Consider the following 4,728-nt stretch of genomic DNA (forward strand, 5'->3'; position numbering starts at 1 on the left):
CGGGGGCCGGCTGCCCGGCGGCGGCACCGTGCGCGAGTTCGGCAGCCCGCACGGCGGCAGCTGGCTGCCGCTGCTGACCGCCCGCGGCTACACCGTCACCGAGGGCCCCGCCGATGTGGTGATCGACTGCTTCGGCATCATGCACGAACCCGATCAGCGCGCCGCCTTCGCACGGCGCGCCGCGGCCATCGCACCGGGCGGGGTACTGCTGCTGCAGTTCCACTCGCTGCGCGCGATCGTCGAACAGGGACAGTGGAACGCGTTGCGGCACGGGCATTTCGCCTACTACTCGATGGACTCGCTGCGCGCCCTGCTGCGCGCGGCGGGACTGGCGGCGGTGACCGCGTGGGAGTTCGAGCTCTACGGCGGCACCGTCCTGGTGGCCGCGGTCCACGCTCCAGCCGACGCCGACCCGGCCATCGCGCGGATCCGCGTCGCGGAGGCGGCGGTCGCGGACCCGGCCGTGGTGCGCGGGCTCCAGTCGGCCGCCGATCAGCAGGCCCGGGCCTTGCGCGGCTGGCTGGAAGCGGAGAACGCTTCCGGCCGTAGCGTTTACGCCTACGGGGCGGCCTCCCGCGCGGTCGCCCTGCTGCATCTCGCGGGCGCGCACCGCGGACTGCTGGCCGGGGTGGCCGACGCCTCCCCGGGCAAACAGGGCCGCCGCATGCCCGGAACCGACATCCCGATCCTGTCGCCCGCCGAACTCGTTGCGGCGCAGCCCGATCGGGTCCTGCTGACGCTGCCGGACCTCCTACCCGAGGTTTCGCCCCGGTGGCCCGAACTCGACGGGAAGTGGGTGATCGACGTGCGGGAATCGCTATGAAACCCAGCAACTCTCGCCCGGCACCCGCATGAGAAGACCGGGCATTCGCGACTCGTCGGCTTGTGATACCGATCATGCGATTGTGGCCACACGCAGGGCAATCGAGTGGGATAGTCTCTGCGTTGGGGTCGATCATCGGCCGAGGGGGACCGGGGACGTTCACCCGTGTCCTGAGCACACAGGGGAATCATCAAGCGCGCGTACGCAATTACGCAGCAATACCTGATGAGGGAATGGGATCTATCATGCGCAACACCAAGACTGCGCTCTCGCGCACCGCGGCCGTCGCGGTCGCCGGTACCATCGGAATCGTCCTCAGCGGCGGGTCGGCCGCCGCCGCCATCGATGGCAACAACTCGGTCGTCGACCAGCAGGGTCGCACGGTCGAGGCCTTCTCCGCCGACACCCGGATCGATTTCGTGCCGCCGCTGGACGGCAATCCGCTCACCCGCGAGTGGTTCCACAGCGGCAAGGCCTGCTTCAAGGTCACCCTCCCCGCGGGCGACCCCTGGAACGGCCACCTCACCATGGGCTACCAGGTCGGCTATCCGGCCACGCTCTCGGGCAAGATCTCCTTCCAGTACCAGACCCCGGGTCTGGAGCTGGAGATCGGCGGGGACGGCCCGAAGGCCGATCTCTACAACCTGATTCCGACGCTCGGCGTCCAGCTCGATGTCGGCTTCGGCCCGGGCATCCAGTCGGTCGACGTGGCCGGCGGCGATGTCTCCGGCACCGACGGCTGCATCATGATGTCCGGCTTCCACGGCACCGTGACCGGCGTGCTGGGCACCACCACCATCCGCCCGTTCGTGCGGCTGGTGAGCAGTGCCGGCGACACCGTGGTCGCCTACGGACCGCTGGCGCGTATCTGATTCCCGGGTCCGGGCGGTCGCGCGCCTCGCCGACCGCCCGGACCGGCGGCATCGAAAGCTGTGCGGCGCAGCACAATTCGCACGCACAATGCGCCCGCTCATAGCCCGGCGAACCGAGTATCGGCGGTCAGTGCAGCAGATCGGGGCGGCGCAGCGCGGTGGCGACCGTGCGCACCCGGACGCGTTCGGCGGCGGCGCGGGCCAGCCGCCAATCCCCGCCGAGCACCGCGCCGCGGCCCACGTACTCCGGATACTCCGCACCCAGCCGGTGGTGGAAGCGCAGCATCTCGGTGAGCTTGCTGACCGTCGAGGTCTGGCTGCACAGGTTGAAGCTCGAATTGCGCCAGGCCGCCAGGATTTCCGCCATCCCGTAGAAGTCGCCGAAGGCGCTGACGCGGGCGAAGAGGTCCACGTCCATGGGGAACACCAGGTCGCCGCGGAAGCCGCCGACCCGGTCGAAGTCCTGGCGGCGGAAGACGGCGGCGGCGGTGGGGCCGAAATCGGCGGGGCCGCGGTGCACGATGGTGCGCATGAGCATGCGGGCGTCGCGGCGGCCGAGCAGGTTCGGCAGGCCCAGATCGGTCTCCTCGACCGCGCCGTGCTCGTCGATGACCTGGAACTTGGAGGAGCAGATGGCGATTCCGTTGTCGCCCATGATCTCCAGCTGCTTGTCCAGGGAGCCGGGGAGCAGGATGTCGTCGGCGCAGACGACCTTGACGAAGCGGCCCGAGGTCAGCGAGACGGCCTTGTTCCAGTTCTCGCCGATCGGCAGGATTTCCTGATTGCGGTGCACGCGCACCCGCGGGTCGTCGAAGGATTTCGCGATGGCGCCGGTGTCGTCGGTGCTGGCATTGTCCAGGATGACGACCTCGAGGTCGGTGTCCTGGTCCAGAATCGAGCGCAGCGTGGTCTCCAGGGTGCGGCCGGAATTGTAGGCCGGGACGCACACCGAAAGGTTCTTCATCATTCCCCCTGAACTGGTTCGGCAGGTTCGCCGGCTGCGCCCTCACCTCCCGCCACGAGCCGGAACACCCGATCCAAGCCCGCACGGCCGGCGTCGATCTGCTCGAGTGCCTTCTGCTGCAGGGTATCCCGCAGTTCCGGCGCGGACTCCCACAACTGGCGAATCGCACGTGTCAATTCGGCGTCGAGATCGTCCACATCCAGGTGCACGATGCGCAGTCCGGCGGCGGTGTCGGCGTCGAACATGTCGGCCAACCCATAGAATTTGTCGTCGTAGTACTGCGAGGCCGTTACAGCGACGGCCGGAATACCTTGGGAGAGCGCGAAAACCGCGAGGTGGTAGGCGCTGGTCACCAGGACCCGGCAGCGCGAGACCTGTCGCGCCACGTCCTGGGCGGTGCCCGCCCGGCCGATGACGGGCCGGGTGCGGGCGGCGCCTTCGAGCAGCGGCAGCGTGTGGCGCCGGTCCTCGTCGTCGTATTCGGAGATGATGAGCGGGGCCAGCGCGGTCTTCAGGGCGGCGGCCTCGCGGCGCAGCACCTCCCCGAGGGTGTCGCGGGCGGAGTCGGTCACCTTGGAGTAGTCCGAGATCCGCAGGCACAGGCCGAGATCGGTGCCGATGCCCGGACGGCGCAGCCGGTAGGAGAACTCCACCGCGTCGTCACCGGTGACCAGGATCTTGCCCTCGGGCACGCCGAGCTCGGCCAGCAGCTTGGGCCCGCGCAGGCCCTCGCGCAGGGCGATGAGGTCCGCGCCCGGCAGCACCTCGGCGGCGCGGCGCAGCAGGTCGGGGTCGCGCATGGGGCCCAGGCCCTGCCCGATCATGACGTTCGGAATGCCGTGGCGCTGAGCGGCTTCGAGCAGGTTGAGGGTGCGATGCGCCTGATAGAGGTCGATATCGGTCATGTAGCCGCCGCCCTGGGCGATGACCAGGTCCGCGCCGGCCAGCGCGGTCGGCACCGGCGGCAGGTCCGGAATGCCGGCCGGTTCGGACTCCGGCGTCCCGGTGGCGAGCACCTGAACTTCCTTGCGGGCCCAGTTCTTCACCCCGCGCAGATAGTGTTTGGGCACCTCGGTGGCCGATCGCCAGCGCAGCGCCGCCGGGCCGAGCACACGCACCCCGGCCGTCTCCTCGAGCCGTCCCGCGAGCCCGTCGCGCCCCCACGGCCCGCCCGCGTGCGCCACCACCGGCTCGGCCTGCGGCAGCACCCCGCGCAGGATGTGCGGTTCGTCGGTGAGCATGCCGATCCGGGCGTGCGGCCAGCGTTCCCGTAGCCGTTCGACGGTCATCACCATCATGGCGATGTCACCGCGATTGCGGAGCCAGTACTCGCCGTTGTCGACGAGCACCTTCAATGTCCCGGCACCATCCCCCGCGCCAGAGTTCCCCACGCCCGATTCCTTCCGACGCCCGATCCGAGCACGAATCCGGTGCGAATCTATCGCACGACCAGCCCTTCGCGCTATACGAACGAAGGGCCCGCGAAGCGCGAAATCGCTTCGCTCACAAGATCATAACTGGGCGTACGACCATCTCGCATCAGCTCGGAAACAACGGGCTGACCCACTTGCTGCACAGCCACTTTCCGTCCACGTAGTCCATCGACATGGTGATGTTCTGGTGCTTGGCCTGGTCGGGCTTGTTCTCGGTGGCGGCGGTCAGCTCGGTGATGTCCACCGCCAGCTCGTAGTGGGTGCCGCCGCCGGAGGTCACCGTGCACACCGCGGTGTCGGACCAGGTGTGCTCGGAGTCGCGCTCGAGCAGCAGCCGAATGGTCGGCAACAGCGTCTGGGCCTGCGATTTCCAGGCGCCGGTCGCCCCCGCGATCACCTTCGCCTGCCAGCCGTCGCCATTGCTGTAGTCGTAGGAGCTCATGAGCTTGCCGTAATCGCAGGCGGCCTGCACCGCGGCCTCCTTGGACGCGGCCGCGGCGACCGGCGACTGAGCGATCGAGCTGCTCCCGCCGCCGGCGACGGATCGGAATGCGCCGGTACCGAATCCGAGACCGACGCCGCCCGCCACCACGAGCGCGACGGCGAACGCCGCGATCAGCCGCGTGCGACCCCGGC

Annotated in this window: 5 protein-coding genes; 2 read left to right on the forward strand and 3 right to left on the reverse strand. The window is 69.5% G+C overall.

Annotated elements, in window-relative coordinates; translation table 11 throughout:
* A partial coding sequence (locus ACWELJ_RS33300; protein ID WP_452370043.1) for a methyltransferase domain-containing protein occupies nucleotides 1–823 on the forward strand: 823 nt, incomplete at its 5' end.
* Between the two features lie 245 nt (nucleotides 824–1,068).
* A complete protein-coding gene (locus ACWELJ_RS33305) occupies nucleotides 1,069–1,695 on the forward strand; it encodes an MspA family porin (RefSeq protein ID WP_452370044.1) in 627 nt (208 codons plus the stop codon).
* A gap of 127 nt (nucleotides 1,696–1,822) precedes the next feature.
* Here the strand turns inward: ACWELJ_RS33305 and ACWELJ_RS33310 are convergent, their stop codons facing one another.
* From ACWELJ_RS33310 to ACWELJ_RS33320, 3 genes are all read right to left on the reverse strand, one after another.
* A complete protein-coding gene (locus ACWELJ_RS33310) occupies nucleotides 1,823–2,662 on the reverse strand; it encodes a glycosyltransferase family 2 protein (protein ID WP_452370045.1) in 840 nt (279 codons plus the stop codon).
* A complete protein-coding gene (locus tag ACWELJ_RS33315) occupies nucleotides 2,659–4,050 on the reverse strand; it encodes a polysaccharide pyruvyl transferase family protein (protein WP_452370046.1) in 1,392 nt (463 codons plus the stop codon). The genes ACWELJ_RS33310 and ACWELJ_RS33315 overlap by 4 nt, the downstream gene beginning before the upstream one ends.
* A 148-nt stretch (nucleotides 4,051–4,198) precedes the next feature.
* Nucleotides 4,199–4,728 (reverse strand): hypothetical protein (locus tag ACWELJ_RS33320; RefSeq protein ID WP_452370047.1); only part of this gene is annotated, 530 nt, incomplete at its 5' end.

Source organism: Nocardia sp. NPDC004582 (genome assembly GCF_053602115.1).

Excerpts from the sequence above, each read along its gene's own strand:
- ACWELJ_RS33305 (WP_452370044.1), top strand. The coding sequence starts at position 1,069 with ATGCGCAACACCAAGACTGCGCTCTCGCGCACCGCGGCCGTCGCGGTC.
- ACWELJ_RS33310 (WP_452370045.1), bottom strand. The coding sequence starts at position 2,662 with ATGATGAAGAACCTTTCGGTGTGCGTCCCGGCCTACAATTCCGGCCGC.